Origin of the sequence: Salinicola sp. JS01, assembly GCF_030284585.1 — a bacterium.
Taxonomy (GTDB): domain Bacteria; phylum Pseudomonadota; class Gammaproteobacteria; order Pseudomonadales; family Halomonadaceae; genus Salinicola.
This window is the reverse complement of the sequence record NZ_CP127244.1, coordinates 3,180,368-3,195,880: the sequence shown is the minus strand read 5'-3', so window position 1 is coordinate 3,195,880 and position 15,513 is coordinate 3,180,368. Positions and strand designations below refer to the sequence as shown.

Below are 15,513 nucleotides of genomic sequence, written 5' to 3'. Positions count from 1 at the left end.
GACGATGAGCCCTCGGCCCCTGACGGAGAAACTGCCCGGCGAGACCGCGGCGGCGCGCGAGGCCGAGGTCACGGCACTGCTGCTGCGGCTTCCCGCACTGCTGGGCGAGGCGAGCGATATCCAGGCCGCACTCGACCGGGTCGCCGCGGCGCTGGCGCCGCTGCTGCCGTTCACCCATGCCGATGTCTGCCTCCACGACGGCCCCGAATGGTCGGTGAGCTACGAAGTGGGGATCAGTACCCACTGGTCGGCGCGGCGCACCCGGCTCGACTGCTCGCCGATCCGCTCGGTGCTCGATGGTTCGCTGCCGCTGATGGTCAGCGCCAACGCGCTGCTCGACCCGCGCCAGATCTTCGCCGGCGCCTGCTGCGAGCCGATCTTCGCCCATCAGCTGCGCAGCCGGATACATGTGGCGTTGCGCAGCGCTGGCCAGGTGATCGGCGCGCTGAGCGTCTCGCACCGCGAGGCCGACCATTTCGATGCCGAAGACGTCGCCCTGATCCAGCGTCTGGCGGCACCGCTGGCGCCGGTGCTCTACGCCCTGCACGGGGCCGCCGAGCTGCGCCAGCAGGCCCACGGCCGCAGCCAGACCCAGGCCAGCGAGGAGTGGCTGCGCCAGGGCTCGCTGCAGTTGACCCAGGCGCTGGAGCAGGCGCGTCAGCGCATCGGCATGGATCTGCACGACCAGACCCTGGCCGACCTGACCCGGCTGCTGCGCGAGCTGGAGGGCGTGGGACCGCCGCCCAGCCGCGAGGCGCTGGCGCAGGCGCTGGCCCAGAGCATCGACGACCTGCGCTGCATCATCGACCGTACCGCGCCCAAGCTGCTCGATCTGTTCGGCTTCCACCATGCGGTGCGCGATCACCTCGAGCGTGCCACCGAGGGTGAGCGCATCCAGATCCTGGTCGAGGACCTCACCGCGGGGGCGCCGGACCGGCTGCCCGGGGAGACCCGCACCGCGCTCTATCGGATCGTCCAGGAAGCGATCAACAACGCCGCGCGACACGCGCGCGCCGAGCGTATCGAGGTGCGCGTGACGCTGGCGCCGGAGAATACCCTGTGCATCAGCGTGGACGACGATGGCCAGGGGCTTGCCCATGCCGGTACGCGCCAGTCCGGGCTGGTCCACATGCGCACCCGGGCACGGCTGATCGGCGCTACCCTGGATATCTTCGAGCACGTCGGCACCCGGGTCGCAGTGCGGCTGGTGCTGCCGCCGGCGGAGACCGCGGCGTGAAGATCCTGGTGGTGGAGGATGATCAGTTCCACGCCTCCTTCCTGCAGGGAGTGATCGCCGAGGCGCTGCCGGAGGTGACCGAGACGCTGCACGTCCAGGACGGGCTGCAGGGCGAAGCGGCGGCGCGCGCCGGACGCTTCGAGGCGGTGGTGATGGACCTGCAGATGGCACGGCGCAACGGCATCGAGGCGGCGCGGACCATCTGGCACGAGCGCCCGCGCACCCGCATCCTGTTCTGGTCCAACTACTCCGACGAGGCCTACCTGCGCGGGGTCGCCGATATCGTGCCGGCCCACAGCGCCTATGGCTACGTGCTCAAGACCGCCAGCCGCGAACGTCTCAAGCTGGTGCTACGGGCGGTGCTGCTGGAAGGGCAGGTGATGATGGATCGCGAGATCCAGCGGCTGCGCCGGCGCAATGCCTCGCCACGCCACTCGCTCAGCCAGAGCGAGTATGCGGTACTGCTGGATCTCGCCCTGGGGCTGCAGGACCGGCTGATCGCCGAGCGTCAGGGGCTGTCGCTGCGCACGGTGCAGAATCGTCTGCTGACGCTCTACGACAAGCTCGGGGTCAACGGCGAGGAGCAGGCGCTGCCGGGGCTCAACAAGCGCGTGCGCGCGCTGTCGCGAGCGATCTCCACGCGCACGCTCAATCTGGAGATGCTGGAGACCGCCCAGCACGACCTCGAGTGCTGGCTGGCCGCACGGCCAGCCCATGAAAAAGCCCCGCCGACCCAGGGGGGCGACGGGGCTCCGTAGCGGGCTGCCAGCGTCTTACAGCATGCTGCGCAGCACGTAGTGGAGAATGCCGCCGTGGCGGTAGTACTCCAGCTCGTTGGCGGTGTCGATACGGCACAGGGCGTCGAGCTTCTTCTCGCCCTTGTCGCTCTTGATGGTCACCTTGACGCTGCCGCCCGGGGTCAGGTCGGCGAGACCCTCGACGGAGACGGTTTCGTCACCGGTCAGACCCAGCGATTCGCGGCTCTCGCCCTCCGGGAACTGCAGCGGCAGTACACCCATGCCGATCAGGTTGGAGCGGTGGATACGCTCGTAGGACTCGGTGATGACCGCGCGTACGCCGAGCAGCCGCGTGCCCTTGGCGGCCCAGTCCCGCGACGAGCCGGTGCCGTACTCCTTGCCGGCGATCACCACCAGGGGGGTATCGTTCTCGGCGTACTTCATCGCCGCCTCAAAGATCGACATCTTTTCGCCGCTGGGCACGTGGCGGGTATAGCCACCCTCGACGTCGTCGAGCATCTCGTTGCGAATGCGCACGTTGGCGAAGGTGCCGCGCATCATGACTTCGTGGTTACCCCGGCGCGAGCCGTAGGAGTTGAAGTCCTTCACCGCCACGCCATGCTCCTGCAGGTACTTGCCGGCGGGGCTGTCGGGTTTGATCGAACCGGCGGGCGAGATGTGGTCGGTGGTCACCGAGTCGCCCAGTTTGGCCAGAATGCGGGCATCCTTGATGTCCTCGACCGCCTTGGGCTCCTTCTCCATATCCTCGAAGAACGGCGGATGCTGGATGTAGGTGGAGTCCTTGGACCAGGCGTAGACCTCGCTTTCGGGTACCTCGATCGACTGCCAGATCTCGTCGCCGTCGAATACCTCGGCGTACTCCTTGCGGTACATCTCGGTCTTGACCTTCTCTACCGCCTCGGCGATCTCGGCCTGGGAGGGCCAGATATCCTTGAGGAAGACGTCGTTGCCGTCCTGATCCTGGCCCAGGGGCTCCTTCGACAGATCCCGGCGCACGTTGCCGGCCAGCGCATAGGCGACCACCAGGGGCGGCGAGGCGAGCCAATTGGTCTTGACCAGCGGGTGCACGCGGCCCTCGAAGTTGCGGTTGCCCGAGAGCACCGAGGCCACGGTCAGGTCACCGGCGTTGACCGCCTTCTCGATCGGCTCCGGCAGCGGCCCGGAGTTGCCGATACAGGTGGTGCAGCCGTAGCCCACCAGATTGAAGCCGAGGGCGTCGAGGTCCTCCTGCACGCCGCCTGCGGCCAGGTAGTCGGTGACCACCTTGGAGCCCGGCGCCAGCGAGGTCTTGACCCACGGCTTGGTGGTCAGCCCCTTCGCCTTGGCTTTCCGTGCCAGCAGGCCGGCGGCCATCATCACGCTGGGGTTGGAGGTGTTGGTGCAGGAGGTGATGGCGGCGATCACCACGGCGCCGTGGTTGAGCGAGAATGTCTCGTCGTCGTAGGTCACTTCCTGGCTGTCGCCGGTGCGGTAATCGGCGCCGTTGTTATAGGCTTCGCCGTCGGCGGGCGGGGCGCCGATGGCGGTATCGCCGCCTTCACCGGTCCACTTGGCCTTCTCCTCGTGGGAGGCATCCGGCTGCTCGCCGCCCATCAGGGATTCGAAGGTGGTCTTCATGTCGGAGAGCGCGACCCGGTCCTGCGGGCGCTTGGGCCCGGCCAGCGAGGCTTCGACCTTGCCCATGTCCAGGTGCAGGGTATCGGTGAAGGTGGGCTCGGCACCGGCTTCGCGCCACAGCCCCTGGGCCTGGGTATAGGCCTTCACCAGCGCGATCTGCTCTTCGTCGCGGCCGGTCAGGCGCAGATAGTTGAGCGTCTCGTCGTCGACCGGGAAGAAGCCGCAGGTGGCGCCGTACTCGGGGGCCATGTTGGCGATGGTGGCGCGATCGGCCAGCGGCAGATCCTTGAGGCCGTCACCATAGAATTCGACGAACTTGCCCACCACCCCTTTCTTGCGCAGCATCTGGGTCACCGTCAGCACCAGATCGGTGGCGGTGATGCCCTCGTTGAGCTTGCCGGTGAGCTTGAAGCCGACCACCTCGGGAATCAGCATCGACACCGGCTGGCCGAGCATCGCCGCCTCGGCCTCGATGCCGCCCACGCCCCAGCCGAGGATGCCCAGGCCGTTGATCATGGTGGTGTGGGAGTCGGTACCCACCAGGGTGTCGGGGAAGGCATAGGTCTTGCCGTCGACCTCCTTGGTCCACACCGTCTTGCCCAGGTACTCCAGGTTGACCTGGTGGCAGATGCCGGTGCCCGGCGGTACCACGCGGAAGTTGTCGAAGGCGTTCTGGCCCCAGCGCAGGAACTCGTAGCGCTCCTGGTTACGCTCCATCTCGATGGCGACGTTGTCCTTGAACGCTGATTGATCACCGAAGTGATCGACCATCACCGAGTGGTCGATGACCAGATCCACCGGCGACAGCGGGTTGATACGCTCGGCCTTGGCGCCGAGCTTCTTCACCGCGTCGCGCATGGCGGCGAGATCGACCACGCCGGGCACGCCGGTGAAGTCCTGCATCAGCACGCGGGCGGGGCGGTAGCCGATCTCGCGGGTCGACTTGCCCGTTTTCAGCCACTCGGCGAGGGCGACGATGTCCTCATCGGCGACGCTCTCGTCGTCGGCATAACGCAGCTGGTTCTCGAGCAGCACCTTGAGCGTCATCGGCAGCTTGTCGATGTTGCCGAGGCTCTCCGCCGCCTTGGGCAGGCTGTAATAGTGGAAGGTCTTGCCGTTGACGTCGAGCGACGTCAGCGTCTGGCCGGGGGCTTTAGACATGGATCATCCTCCTCATTGGGCGGCGCGGCCTTGGATCTTTCAGTGGCTGCCGGTCCGGTTCCTTAGCGACGGTCCGACGGCATCGAGGCCGTCGGGGGGCTCCTGGCTGGCGGCCGTCATGGCGGCGCGCTCTGTATACGTTTTCCGATCTTGGCGTGAGGCCGTTGCCGCGCTGTGACGCGGCCGAAAAAAGTTGTCGACAATAAGCATGGGCACCATGGCGTCTCTTTTCAATCCCGCGCGTCTCGATCTTCTGTGCGGTGATGACCGCGTGGCCTTGAAAGTCGCGCCTGCCGACACCAGTTCAAGCTTAGCTCAGCTCAGCGATGATGCAGACAGTGACGACAACCTCAGTGTTCAAGGCGGGGAGGCGTAATGGCCTATGAAGCGCTACGCGAATGGCCGGTGCACTGCCCCTACTGCGATGCGCCGTTCACGCTGCTGCTCGATGTCAGCGCTGGCGGCCACGTGACCTGGGAAGATTGCGCGGTGTGCTGCCAGCCGATTCAGCTACGCGTCGAGGTGGATGCCGAGGGCGAGCTGGATGCGGTGACACTGGCCCGGGACGATGACGTGCTGTAGACGCAGCTCAGGACCCAAGGCCCGTCGACGGCACTCTCTCGATAGTGATTGTCTATGTCGCTGATTGCGGCAATTAAATTGGAGCATCAATGAGTAAGTCGTTAGTCTAATCCGCTTCGATTTCTCGACGTTCAACCCACGCTACGACAGGAGAAGCCCATGAGTGTACTCGTAGGACGCCAAGCCCCCGATTTCGAAGCCGCTGCGGTCATGCCCGACGGTGCCATCAAAGACGATTTCCGGCTGTCCGACACCAATGGCAAGCTGCGCGTGCTGTTCTTCTGGCCGCTGGACTTCACCTTTGTCTGCCCGTCCGAGATCATCGCTCACGACAACCGTCTGGCGCAGTTCAAGGAGCTCGGCGTGGAAGTGATCGGTGCCTCGATCGACTCCCAGTTCACCCACTACGCCTGGCGCAAGACCTCCCCGGATGCCGGCGGCATCGGTGAAGTCGGCTTCCCGGTAGTGGCCGACGTCAAGCACGAGATCTGCCAGGCCTATGGCATCGAGCATCCGGAAGCCGGCGTTGCCCTGCGCGCCTCCTTCCTGATCGACGAAGATGGCGTGGTTCAGCACCAGACGGTCAACAACCTGCCGCTGGGCCGCAACGTCGACGAGATGCTGCGCATGGTCAAGGCGCTCAAGTATCACCAGACCCACGGCGAAGTCTGCCCGGCGGGCTGGGAAGAGGGCCAGGAAGGTATGAAGGACACCGCCGAAGGCGTGGCCAAGTACCTCGGCGCCCACGCCGACAACCTGTAAGCAGTAGCATGTCGGAGGCGACCCAGCGGGTCGCCTCCGGCGTCTGGGCTTGCCGCGGCGAGCCCGGGACCGGCGTCCTGTGGCATGATTCGCTAATCGGATCATCCCACAGGGCGTTTTGCCTTATCACGCCGAGGGTCGGCGTATCCATCGTCCAACCGTTTTTCCAACCGAGGTAGCCATGAGCGACGCGCGTCACGAACGTCTGATCATCCTGGGATCCGGCCCGGCGGGCTACACCGCGGCCGTCTATGCGGCTCGCGCCAATCTCAAGCCGCTGTTGATCACCGGCATGCAGGCGGGCGGTCAGCTGACCACCACCACCGACGTCGACAACTGGCCCGGCGACGATGCCGGCGTGCAGGGCCCTGAGCTGATGGAGCGCATGCGCAAGCACGCCGAGCGTTTCCAGACCGAGGTGCTGTTCGACCATATCCACGAGGTCGAGCTGCGCCAGCGCCCGTTCACGCTCAAGGGTGACAACGGCACCTACACCTGCGATGCGCTGATCATCGCCACCGGGGCCAGTGCGCGCTATCTGGGCCTGCCCTCCGAACAGCAGTTCATGGGCCAGGGTGTCTCGGCCTGCGCTACCTGCGATGGTTTCTTCTATCGCAATCAGGAAGTGGTGGTCGTGGGCGGTGGCAATACCGCGATGGAGGAGGCGCTCTATCTCTCCAATATCGCCTCCAAGGTGACCCTGGTGCATCGCCGTGACGGCCTGCGCGGCGAGAAGATCCTTCAGGATCGGCTGTTCGAGAAGGTCGAGAACGGCAACATGGCGGTCGAGTGGAACCACACCCTCGACGAAGTGCTGGGCGACGGCAGCGGCGTCACCGGCGTGCGCCTGCGCTCGACGCTGGACGGCACGACCAAGCAGCTCGACGTCATGGGCGTGTTCATCGCCATCGGCCACACCCCCAACACCGGCATCTTCGAAGGTCAGCTCGAGATGGCCAACGGCTATATCCGCGTCCACTCCGGGCTCGAGGGCAATGCCACCGCCACCAGCGTGCCTGGCGTTTTCGCCGCCGGCGATGTCATGGACCACGTCTATCGTCAGGCGATCACCTCCGCCGGCAGCGGCTGCATGGCCGCGCTCGATGCCGAGCGCTATCTCGACGGCCTGGAGTGATGTCCACCCCGCGCACGGCGCGGCGATAAATGACAAGCGGCCCGGCATCTGCCGGGCCGCTTGCGTTGGGTGGGGCGTCTCGTCGAGTCCCGGCCGCGGCGAGCGCAGATAGGCGCCCGCATGGCCGCTGTGTTCAGTAGTGGGGCGGGCGCTCGTCGATGCTCTCGCTGCCGCCGTCGAGGGCATCCAGGGCACTGCGCTGTTCGCGCAGGCGCTGCTGCATCAGCGCGTTGATGCGGGTCAGCCGCTCGATCTCGGCGGACTGCTCACGCACTCGCTCATCCAGGGTTTCCAGCCAATCCTCCTGATAGGTCAGGCGGCTCTCCAGCGCCTCCAGGCGCGCCTCGGCGGAGCTGAGCGAGGCGGGATTTGCCGTGTTAGACTTCGAAGGCTGTGTCTCATCATTCATTCACGGCACCTTTGGCATGTCTGTTCGAGGATCGTCAGCCGGCGCTAATATTAGGCCGGTCATTGGTAATACAAGTAGTCAGCATCACAACCTTAGGAACCACTGCATAAATGCCTGCACGAGCGAATGGCTGCGTTGCGCGGTACTCGAAGGCTCGCCTAACCCCATGTTATGTCTCGCCTTCTGTGCTCCGTGCGCCTTGCCTTTCATCTCGCTCGGCGATTTATTCAGCGCTTCCCTTACCTGCCCGCCCCCGGGCGGTGCGCGTTCCGCTATCCCGACGTCTAGAGATATGAGAATCCATGAATAGCAAGGTCTTTCTACGCTGTACGTTGATCAGTCTACTCCTCTCCATTCCCTCGCCACTGCTGATCGGTCTGCTGATCACCCTGATCAGTAGCGTTCTGGCCACCGATCTCACCTGGTTTCTGAACGTCGAAGGGGTCTCGGCGATGTATGCGGCCACGGTGCTGGCGGTCTTCATCGTCCTGCTGCTGGCGACGCTGACGGTATCGCTGCTGTCGCCGGCGACGCCCAAGGCGGTGACCGCCGCCATGCTGGCAGACGTCGAGAACGACGACCGCGAACTGGGCGAGGTGAAGTGGTTCAACGTCAACAAGGGCTACGGTTTCATCACCCGCGCCAGCGGCGAGGATGTCTTCGTCCATTTTCGCGCCATTCGCGGCAAGGGCCACCGTACCCTCGCCGAGGGTCAGAAGGTGCGCTATCACGTGATCGAGAACGATCGCGGCTTGCAGGCCGACGACGTCACCGTCATCACCTGAGCACCAGCCACCGTCTCGATGCCCCCAACCGCCCCCGGCGCCTGACGCCGGGGGCGGTTTTTCATGTCTGGCAGTGGCCATGACCCGGCGTGACGCCGGCCTGTCATCCGCCGGCGGGGGCGGGCATTTCGCCGTCGCTGCTGTCGGAGCCGCTCGGGCCTTCCCGCTCGTCCACGCCGGCGCGCGCTTCGGCTTCGACGAAGATGCGCTTGACCGCAGCGTGGCGCTGCTTGATCTGGCGGTCGAGCTCGACGATGGTGCGCTCGATGCGTTCGGCGCGGGCGTCACGCGCGAAGCGCACGCTGAGATTGACCAGCACGAAGTCCGGGCCCATGTGCATGGTCAGCACCTCGTTGACCTGTTCGATGCCCTCGGCGTCGTGGGCGAGCTGGCGAATGTCGTCGACCACGTGGCGGTTGGCCGCCTCGCCGATCAGCAGCCCCTTGGTCTCCATCGCCAGCCAGATCGCGGTGCCGCCGAGAATCAGCCCGATGATCACCGACGCGATACCGTCGAACACGGCCAGCCCCGTCCACTGGCTGAGGCCGACCCCGGCCAGGGCCACCAGCAGGCCCAGCAGGGCGGCGGAGTCCTCGAACACCACCACGAACATCGACGGGTCCTTGCCGCGGTGGACCGCCTCGAGGTAGCTCCACTTGCCCTTGGTCTTGCGGAACTGATTGAGCGCAAAGGCCCAGGAGGCGCCTTCGAAGAGAATGCCGAGCCCGAGCACGATGTAGTTGATCAGCGGTGACTCGATCGGCTCGGGATGCAGTATGTGCACCACGCCTTCGTAGAGCGAAACCCCGGAGCCGACGGCGAAGATCAACAGCGCGACGACGAAGCTCCAGAAATAGATCTCCTTGCCGTGGCCGAACGGGAACTGCTCGCTGGGTGGCCGCTTGGCCCGCTGCATGCCGAGCAGCAGCAGGATCTGGTTGCCGGTGTCGACTACCGAGTGGATGCCTTCGGAGAGCATCGCCGAGCTGCCGGTCATGGCGGCGGCGACGAACTTGGTCACGGCGATGGCGAGGTTGCCGCCCATGGCCGCGAAGATGACCGGTTTGGATTCTGCCATGCGGACCTCCTTGTCCGGGTCTGGCGCGGCCCGCTGGGGCCGGCGCGCGAATAGGTTGCCTGCGCCTCAGGCACCGTCACGGGCGGGGCCGTGCGGCGCTGTGGCGATAGCGCTTGTGCGAGTATAGAGGATGCCGGCGGCCCCGGGCGGGGCCTTGGGCTCACTGGCCGGGGTCGGGCCAATCGATGGTGCCTTCCTGGCCATCGGGCAGGACCTGCCAGAAGCGGTCCGGGTCGTCCCCCGGCTGCCAGCCGCCCAGCGAGCAGCGTGCCTCGCAGCCCAGCCGGGCCGCGGCGTCCCGCGCGCAGTCGGTGTCGCGGGGCCAGGGTGTGGCGTCGCAGTCGAACCACAGGCTGGCGAAGTGATCGGCGGCGCGCTCGACCAGCATGATGTTGATCGGGCGCGCCGCGCACGTCGCCTTGCCGCGCCAGATGCCCTTGCCGCTGCGCGCCAGCGTCAGCGCGGCGTCGTCCAGCGCCTCGCGCAGCCAGGCGGTGATGGCGTCGACGTCGGCCTGGGCCAGATAGATCTCGATGTCGGGAAAACGCTGCATGGCTTCCTCAGGTGAACAGCCGAACCAGCGTCGCTTCGTAGACGCGGCTCAGGATATCGAGGTCTTCGGCACGGATACGTTCGTCGACCTGGTGGATGGTGGCGTTGATCGGGCCCAGCTCGATCACCTGGGTACCCAGGGTGGCGATGAAGCGCCCGTCGGAGGTGCCCCCCGAGGTCGAGAGCGTGGGGGTGATGCCGGCCTCCTGCTCGCAGGCCGCCCGCGCGGCTTCGAGCAGCCGCCCGCCAGGGGTCAGGAAGGGTTCGCCGTTGAGCGTCCACTCCAGCTGGTAGTCGAGGCCGTGGGCGTCGAGCAGGGCGGCGACGCGCTCGCGCAGCGTCTCGTGGGTCACCTCGGTGGAGTAGCGGAAGTTGAAGGTCACCTCCAGCTCCCCGGGCACCACGTTGGTCGCGCCGGTACCGGCGTGCAGGTTGGAGATCTGGAAGCTGGTGGCGGGGAAGAACTCGTTGCCGGCGTCCCAGTGCTCGTCGACCAGCGCCTGCAGCGCCGCCAGCGCCTGATGGATCGGGTTGCGCGCCAGATGCGGGTAGGCCACGTGGCCCTGGATGCCGCGCACCTTGAGCACGCCGCCGAGGGAGCCGCGCCGGCCGTTCTTGATCACGTCGCCCAGGGTGCGGGTCGAGGAGGGCTCGCCGACGATGCAGTAGTCGAGCGCCTCGGCGCGTTCGCGCAGCCGCTCGACCACCGCCCGCGTGCCGTGGATCGCCGGACCCTCTTCGTCGGCGGTGATCAGAAAGGCGATACGTCCGGCGTGGTCGGGGTGGGCGGCAACGAAGCGCTCCACCGCGGTGACCATCGCCGCCAGACTGCCCTTCATGTCGGCGGCGCCACGCCCGCACAGATAGCCTTCGGCGTCGATGCGCGGGTCGAACGGCGGGTACTGCCAGGCGCTCTCCGGGCCGCTGGGCACCACGTCGGTGTGGCCGGCGAAGGCCAGCACCGGGCCGTGCTGGCCGCGGGTGGCCCAGAAGTTGTCGATACCGCCGATGGTCATGCGTTCGACGTCGAAGCCGAGCCGCGCCAGGCGCTCGATCATCAGCGCCTGGCAGCCGTGGTCGTCCGGCGTGACCGACGGCCGCGCGAGCAGCTCGAGGGCCAGGGCCTGGGTGGCAGAGGGCGCGGTCGTCGGTGACGCGTCAGACATGGTGGCTCCGGCCGGATCAGTTGTGGGCGTGCAGGGCTTCGTTGAGCGCCACGGCGCTCTTGTTGGTGCGGCACTCCAGGCGCCCGCTCACCGAGTGGCGCACGAACAGCAGATCGCTCTGGCCGGCGAGTTCGCGCGCGGCCACGGTCTTCACCGCCTGGCCCTGGTCGTCGAGCACGGTCACCTTGGCGCCGGCGGTGACGTAGAGCCCGGCCTCGATGGTGCAGCGGTCGCCGAGCGGGATGCCGAGGCCGGCATTGGCGCCGATCAGGCAGTTCTCGCCGATGCTGATGACCACGTTGCCGCCGCCGGAGAGCGTGCCCATGGTGGAGCAGCCGGCGCCCAGGTCGGAGCCCTTGCCGACGAACACGCCGGCGGAGATGCGACCTTCGATCATGCCCGGCCCTTCGGCCCCGGCGTTGAAATTGCAGAAGCCTTCGTGCATCACCGTGACCCCTTCGCCCAGATAGGCACCCAGGCGTACCCGCGCGGTGTCGCCGATGCGGATACCCTTGGGCACCACGTAGTCGGTCATCTTGGGGAACTTGTCGACACAGTCGACCGAGAGCGGGCGACCGGCCAGGCGCGCCTGGAGCCGACGCGCGGGCAGCTCCTCGACGTCGATGGCGCCTTCGCTGGTCCAGGCGACGTTCTTGAGCAGGCCGAACATGCCGTCGAGCTTGAGCCCGTGCGGCTTGACCAGGCGGTGCGAGAGCAGATGCAGCTTGAGATAGACCTCGGGCACGCTCTCCGGCGCATGGTCTTCCGCCAGGAATACCGCGACCAGCGGCCGCTGGGCGCTGGCGAACGCCTCGGCGATCTCCGCCTGCTCGGGCGCTCCGGCCTCCCGCAGCGCCTGGGCCAGGTCGGCGCAGTGCTCGGGCAGAAAGCTCACCACTTCACCCTCGGCGTCTCCGAGCGCTTGGCGCGCGGCGCTGACCACGGCCGCGGCGGGCTGGTGGAGCGGTGCCGGATAGTAGACCTCGAGCCAGTCGCCCTGAGTGTTCTGGGTGCCGGTTCCTAGTGCGAAGCTCAGCATCGCGAAATCCTCTTGATCATGAAGGCGGTGAGTGGGGCTTTATGTATGGTGGTGCCGGGGCGGTGCCGGTCAGGCGCCCAGGTTGGCGTAGCGTGCCGGGTCGAAGCCGACGATCAGCGTCTCGCCATGGGCCAGCAGCGGGCGCTTGAGCAGCGTCGGGTGCTCCAGCATCAGCGCGCGCGCCCGGGTGGCATCGACGTCCTGCTTGGCGTGATCGTCGAGCCCGCGCCAGGTGGTGCTGCGGGTGTTGAGCAGCGTCTGCCAGTCGGCCGCGGCGAGCAGGCGATCGAGCAGGTCGGCATCCAGGCCGTCCGCGCGCAGGTCGTGATAGCGGTACTCGACGCCCTGGTCGGCCAGCTGGCGCCGCGCCTTGCGGCAGGTATCGCAGGTCTTGATGCCATACAGGGTGGTGGTCATGGTCGCCGGCCGCTCGCAGTGTCGCAAAGCCGCCGATTATAGGCGTCCCGGGACCCCGGCTCAAACCGGGTCGCCGGGAACCCGGGTCAGACGTCGAGCGCCTCGCACAGGCGCTCGCGCAGGCGCCGCTGGGCATCGGGGTCGGTCAGCGGGCGGCCCTGCTTGTCGGTGATGAAGAAGACGTCCTCGACGCGTTCGCCGAGGGTGGCGATCTTGGCCGCCGACAGCGCGATGTTCTGCTCCATGAAGATGCGCCCCACCCGTGCCAGCAGGCCGGGGCGGTCGGGGGCGATCAGCTCCAGCGAGGTGCGCTCGTTGGCCGGGTCCTGCTCGATGATCACTTCGATCGGCACCTTGAAGTGCTTGAGCTGGCGCGGCGTGTGGCGGCTGACGATCTGCGGATAGTCGTCGGGGTCGTCGAGCTCCTCGACCAGATAGCGGCGCACCTCCTCGAGACGCGCCGGATCGCGGATCGCATCACCGTCGTCGTCGAGCAGGATGAAGGTGTTGAGCGTCCAGTCGTCGCTGGAGGTGGCGATGCGCGCGTCGTGGATCGACAGCCCCAGCTGCTCCATCGCCGCGGCGGTGGCGGCGAACAGGTCGTCCACCGAGCGGGTATGGATGAAGATCTTGGTGCCGCCCTCGGTCATGTCGGCGCTGGGGGCGCTGACCAGAACCAGCGGCAGCGGCGTCTGGTGGGCGAGGATGCCCTGGGTCTGCCAAGCGATCTCGCTGGCGGTGTACTGCAGGAAGTAATCCTCGCCGAAGGTCTGCCACAGCGCCTCGACCCGCTCGCTGTCGGCGCCGATGGCGCGCAGCAGGCCGAGCGCCTCCTCGCGGGTCTCGCTGACCCAGTCCTGGCGGTCGATCGTGTTGTCGAGCCCGCGCCGCAGCACGCGCCGGGTCTCGGTATAGAGCTGGCGCATCAGCGAGGCGCGCCAGCCGTTCCACAGCGACGGGTTGGTGGCGCTGATGTCGGCCACGGTGAGCACGTAGAGATAGTCGAGGTGGACCTCGTCGCGCACCGTACGGGCGAAGGCGTGGATCACGTCGGGGTCGGAGATGTCGCGCTTCTGCGCGGTCTTCGACATCAGCAGGTGGTGCTCCACCAGCCACGCCACCAGATGCGTGTCCCAGGGCGACAGGTCGTGGCGGGTGGCGAAGTCGGCGGCATCCACCGCACCCAGCTGCGAGTGGTCGCCGCCGCGACCCTTGCCGATATCGTGATAGAGCCCGGCGATCCACAGCAGTTCGAGCTTGGGCAGCTTCTGGATCACTTCGATGGCGACGCTGTACTCGTCACTGTCGCGGGCCTCGCGGAAGCGCTGCAGAAAGCTCAGCAGGCGCAGGGTGTGGGCGTCGACGGTATAGATGTGGAACAGGTCGTGCTGCATCAGCCCCACCGCCTCGCCGAATTCGGGCAGATACTTGCCCAGCACGCCGTAACGGTTCATGCGGGTCAGCTGGGTGGGCACGTCGCCGCCGCTGCGCAGCAGCTCCATGAACAGGCTCTGGTGGCGCAGATCCTGGCGGAAGGCGTCATCGATCAGATGGCGATGGTCGCGGATCTGGCGGATGGTGTCGGCGCGCACCCCCTCGATCTCGGGGTGCTGGGCCATGACCAGGAACAGTTCGAGCAGCGCCCCCGGGCGGCGCACGAAGACGTTGGGGTGGCGCAGCTGGATATAGCCGCCCTTGGTCTCGAAGCGCGGATTGATCGGTTTCACCTCCAGCGCTTCGCCGGCGCGCAGGATCACCTCGTCGAAGTGCTGCAGCAGCATGTCGTTCAAGCCGGCCAGTGCGGTGACGTGGCGGTAGTAGGCCTTCATGAACTGCTCCACCGCCAGCCGCTCGCGGGTGTCGACATAGCCGAACAGGGCCGCCAGGGCGCGCTGATGGTCGAACAGCAGGCGATCCTCGGCGCGCCCGGTGAGCATGTGCAGGGCGTAGCGCACCTGCCATAGGAATGCCTGACCCTGGCTCAGGATGCGCAGCTCGGCGTCGTTCATGAAGCCCTGGGCGACCACGTCCTCGTAGCGCAGCGGGCCGAAGTGGCGCTTGGCCACCCAGCCGATCATCTGGATGTCGCGCAGTCCGCCCGGGGCGCTCTTGATATTGGGTTCGAGGTGATACTCGGAGTTGTTGTGCTTGTAGTGGCGAGTGATCTGCTCTTGCCACTTGCCCTCGAAGAAGGCTGCCGACGACCACATGTGGCGCGCCGACAGGCGCTCGCGCATGGCCCCGCGCAGGCGCTCGGGGCCGGCCAGGGTGCGTGTCTCGAGCAGGTTGGTGATCACCGTGATGTCGGCGCGCGCCTCGCGCTCGCAGTCGTTGAGCGAGCGCACGCTCTGGCCGATCTCCAGGCCGATGTCCCATAAAAAGGTGATGAAGCCGGTCAGCGCCTCGCGGTAGGGGGCGTCGTCGTCGCGCTCGAGCAGCAGCAGCAGGTCGATGTCGGAGTAGGGGTGCAGCTCGCCGCGCCCGTAGCCGCCCACCGCGAGCAGGGCGATGCCGTCGTCGTGCCAGTCGAAGCGCTCCCAGGCGACTTCGAGCAGGCGGTCCAGGCACCAGGCGCGGCCGTGGACCAGGTCGCGAATATCGCTGCCCTGGCGGAAGCGCGCGTCGAGACGCTCGTGGAGGGTCGCCAGGGCCTGCTTGAACGCCGGGATGGGCTGGCGTTCACGGGCGAGCTCGGCACGGAACGCGGCGACGTCGAACAGCGACTCGTCGGGCTGGAACCGATAGTGATGCAGCAGCATGAACGCGAGCGCTCCCGGTCGATGAAGGGGGTCGCCAGGCGACCCCGGGCGGGCAG

14 protein-coding genes are annotated in these 15,513 nt (G+C 67.1%); 6 read left to right on the top strand and 8 right to left on the bottom strand.

Annotation, left to right across the window (positions count from 1 at the left end; translation table 11 throughout):
* Positions 1-4: 4 nt before the first annotated feature.
* Both QO259_RS14560 and QO259_RS14555 read left to right on the top strand, forming a co-directional pair.
* The gene (locus tag QO259_RS14560; RefSeq protein WP_285950490.1) at positions 5-1,237 is read left to right on the top strand and encodes a GAF domain-containing sensor histidine kinase; all 1,233 of its coding nucleotides are present in this window, start codon (positions 5-7) and stop codon (positions 1,235-1,237) included.
* Positions 1,234-1,995 (top strand): response regulator transcription factor, encoded by a 762-nt coding sequence (locus QO259_RS14555; RefSeq protein ID WP_285950489.1) that lies wholly within the window; start codon positions 1,234-1,236, stop codon positions 1,993-1,995. Before QO259_RS14560 ends, QO259_RS14555 begins: the two co-directional genes overlap by 4 nt.
* A 15-nt stretch (positions 1,996-2,010) precedes the next feature.
* On the opposite strand, the gene acnA is transcribed toward QO259_RS14555, so the two are convergent.
* The gene (acnA, locus tag QO259_RS14550; protein ID WP_285950488.1) at positions 2,011-4,773 is read right to left on the bottom strand and encodes an aconitate hydratase AcnA; all 2,763 of its coding nucleotides are present in this window, start codon (positions 4,771-4,773) and stop codon (positions 2,011-2,013) included.
* Positions 4,774-5,148: 375 nt separating this feature from the next.
* Here acnA and QO259_RS14545 point away from each other — a divergent pair, with 375 nt between their 5' ends.
* From QO259_RS14545 to trxB, 3 genes are all read left to right on the top strand, one after another.
* Positions 5,149-5,355 carry a CPXCG motif-containing cysteine-rich protein gene (locus QO259_RS14545; protein WP_207033190.1) on the top strand — a complete coding sequence of 69 codons (207 nt, stop codon included), beginning with the start codon at positions 5,149-5,151 and terminating at the stop codon, positions 5,353-5,355.
* A gap of 159 nt (positions 5,356-5,514) precedes the next feature.
* Positions 5,515-6,117 carry a peroxiredoxin gene (locus QO259_RS14540; protein WP_035472475.1) on the top strand — a complete coding sequence of 201 codons (603 nt, stop codon included), beginning with the start codon at positions 5,515-5,517 and terminating at the stop codon, positions 6,115-6,117.
* Between the two features lie 181 nt (positions 6,118-6,298).
* Positions 6,299-7,252, top strand: a complete 954-nt coding sequence (trxB, locus tag QO259_RS14535; RefSeq protein WP_207033188.1) for a thioredoxin-disulfide reductase — start codon at positions 6,299-6,301, stop codon at positions 7,250-7,252.
* A gap of 133 nt (positions 7,253-7,385) precedes the next feature.
* Here the strand turns inward: trxB and QO259_RS14530 are convergent, their stop codons facing one another.
* On the bottom strand, positions 7,386-7,661 hold the full coding sequence (locus QO259_RS14530; protein WP_285950487.1) for a SlyX family protein: 276 nt from the start codon (positions 7,659-7,661) through the stop codon (positions 7,386-7,388).
* A 302-nt stretch (positions 7,662-7,963) separates the two neighbouring features.
* Here QO259_RS14530 and QO259_RS14525 point away from each other — a divergent pair, with 302 nt between their 5' ends.
* Entirely contained in the window at positions 7,964-8,446 is a 483-nt protein-coding gene (locus QO259_RS14525; RefSeq protein WP_035472481.1) for a cold-shock protein, read from the top strand.
* Between the two features lie 103 nt (positions 8,447-8,549).
* On the opposite strand, the gene QO259_RS14520 is transcribed toward QO259_RS14525, so the two are convergent.
* The 6 genes from QO259_RS14520 to QO259_RS14495 form a co-directional block, all read right to left on the bottom strand.
* Positions 8,550-9,524, bottom strand: coding sequence for a cation diffusion facilitator family transporter (locus tag QO259_RS14520; protein ID WP_207033184.1), 975 nt, complete (start codon positions 9,522-9,524; stop codon positions 8,550-8,552).
* A 160-nt stretch (positions 9,525-9,684) separates the two neighbouring features.
* Complete coding sequence (locus tag QO259_RS14515; protein ID WP_207033182.1) at positions 9,685-10,077, bottom strand: hypothetical protein; 393 nt, start codon at positions 10,075-10,077, stop codon at positions 9,685-9,687.
* A gap of 7 nt (positions 10,078-10,084) precedes the next feature.
* A complete protein-coding gene (gene dapE / locus QO259_RS14510; RefSeq protein ID WP_207033181.1) occupies positions 10,085-11,242 on the bottom strand; it encodes a succinyl-diaminopimelate desuccinylase in 1,158 nt (385 codons plus the stop codon).
* A 16-nt stretch (positions 11,243-11,258) separates the two neighbouring features.
* Positions 11,259-12,281 (bottom strand): 2,3,4,5-tetrahydropyridine-2,6-dicarboxylate N-succinyltransferase, encoded by a 1,023-nt coding sequence (dapD, locus tag QO259_RS14505; RefSeq protein WP_207033179.1) that lies wholly within the window; start codon positions 12,279-12,281, stop codon positions 11,259-11,261.
* Between the two features lie 69 nt (positions 12,282-12,350).
* Positions 12,351-12,698 (bottom strand): ArsC family reductase, encoded by a 348-nt coding sequence (locus tag QO259_RS14500; RefSeq protein ID WP_285950486.1) that lies wholly within the window; start codon positions 12,696-12,698, stop codon positions 12,351-12,353.
* Between the two features lie 86 nt (positions 12,699-12,784).
* Positions 12,785-15,457, bottom strand: a complete 2,673-nt coding sequence (locus QO259_RS14495; RefSeq protein ID WP_285950485.1) for a [protein-PII] uridylyltransferase — start codon at positions 15,455-15,457, stop codon at positions 12,785-12,787.
* Between the last annotated feature and the right edge of the window lie 56 nt (positions 15,458-15,513).